This window comes from Janthinobacterium aquaticum (genome assembly GCF_009208565.1).
Taxonomy (GTDB): domain Bacteria; phylum Pseudomonadota; class Gammaproteobacteria; order Burkholderiales; family Burkholderiaceae_D; genus Janthinobacterium.
This window is the reverse complement of sequence record NZ_WFLK01000030.1, coordinates 1-2,031: the sequence shown is the minus strand read 5'-3', so window position 1 is coordinate 2,031 and position 2,031 is coordinate 1. Positions and strand designations below refer to the sequence as shown.

Sequence of the window (2,031 nt, the reverse complement as noted above, 5' to 3'; positions counted from 1 at the left end):
CGGCAGCGCCAAGTGCCCCGGTATTGGCGCTGGCTTCCGATAGCGGCAACTCCAGCACCGACGGTGTCACCAACGTCACCACGCCTACCGTCACTGGCACCGCCGAAGCGGGCAGCACCGTCACGCTGAACGATACCGACGGCACCACCGTGCTCGGCACGGCCGTGGCCACCGGCGGCGCGTGGAGCATCACCAGCAGCGCGCTGGCGTCCGGTACGCACAGCCTGAGCGTCAAGGCGGTGGATGCTGCAGGCAATAGCAGCGTCGCCAGCGCGGCGCTGTCGATTACCATCGATACCACCCCACCGGCAGCGCCAAGCGCGCCGGTATTGGCGCTGGCTTCCGATAGCGGCGTCTCCAACACCGACGGTGTTACCAACGTCATCACGCCTACCGTCACCGGTACCGCCGAAGCGGGCAGCACTGTCACGCTGTACGATACCGACGGCACCACCGTACTCGGCACGGCAGTTGCTACCGGCGGCGCGTGGAGCATCACCAGCAGCACGCTGGCGACCGGCGCACACAGCTTGAGCGTCAAGGCAGTGGATGCTGCAGGCAATAGCAGCGTCGCCAGCGCCGCGCTGTCGATCACCATCGACAGCACCGCACCGGCAGCGCCAAGCACCCCGGTCCTGGCGCTGGCTTCCGATAGCGGCAACTCCAACACCGACGGCGTTACCAACGTCATCACGCCTACCGTCACCGGCACCGCCGAAGCAGGCAGCACCGTCACGCTATACGATACCGACGGCACCACCGTACTCGGCACCACCACCGCCACCGGCGGCGTGTGGAGCATCACCAGCAGTGCGTTGGCTAACGGCGCGCACAGCTTGAGCGTGAAGGCGGTCGATGCAGCCGGTAACCGCAGCGCGGCATCACCATCGCTGACGATCACCATCGTGAGCACCGCACCGGCAGCACCAAGTACGCCGGTATTGGCACTGGCTTCCGACAGTGGCAGTTCCAACACAGACGGTGTCACCAACGTGACCACGCCTACCGTCACCGGCACCGCCGAAGCAGGTAGCACCGTCACCCTGTACGATACCGACGGCACCACCGTGCTCGGCACGACAGTGGCCACCGGCGGCGCGTGGAGCATCACCAGCAGCGCGCTGGCCTCCGGCACGCACAGCCTGAGCGTCAAGGCGGTGGATGTGGCCGGCAATAGCAGCGTCGCCAGCGCCACGCTGTCGATCACCATCGATACCACCGCACCGGCAGCGCCAAGCACACCAGTACTCGCAGCGGCTAGCGACAACGGCAGCTCGAACACCGACGGCATTACCAGCGTCACCACGCCTACCATCACCGGCACTGCCGAAGCTGGAAGCACCGTCACGCTATACGATACCGACGGCACCACCGTGCTCGGCACCACCACCGCCACCGGCGGCGTGTGGAGCATTACTAGCAGCGCATTGGCTAACGGCGCACACAGCTTGAGCGTCAAGGCAGTGGATGCAGCCGGCAACCGCAGCGCGGCATCGCCATCGCTCACGATCACCATCGTAAGCGCCGCACCGGCAGCGCCAGGCGCGCCAATCCTGGCCCTTGCTTCCGACAGCGGCATTTCCAACACCGATGGTGTCACCAACGTCACCACGCCTACCGTCACCGGCACCGCCGAAGCAGGTAGCACCGTCACCCTGTACGATACCGACGGCACCACCGTACTCGGCACCACCACCGCCACCGGCGGCGTGTGGAGCATTACTAGCAGCGCATTGGCTAACGGCGCACACAGCTTGAGCGTCAAGGCAGTGGATGCCGCCGGCAACCGCAGCGCGGCATCGCCATCGCTCACGATCACCATCGTAAGCGCCGCACCGGCAGCTCCAGGCGCACCAATCCTGGCCCTTGCTTCCGACAGCGGCAGTTCCAACACCGACGGTGTCACCAACGTCACCACGCCTACCGTCACTGGCACCGCCGAAGCGGGCAGCACCGTCACGCTGTACGATACCGACGGCACCACCGTGCTCGGCACGGCCGTGGCCACCGGCGGCGCGTGGAGCATCACCA

At 66.5% G+C, this 2,031-nt stretch carries 1 protein-coding gene; it reads left to right on the top strand.

Features of this window, described 5'->3' with window-relative positions:
- Nucleotides 1-2,031: Ig-like domain-containing protein (locus tag GCM43_RS25430; protein ID WP_226929669.1), on the top strand; the 2,031-nt coding region annotated here is incomplete at both ends.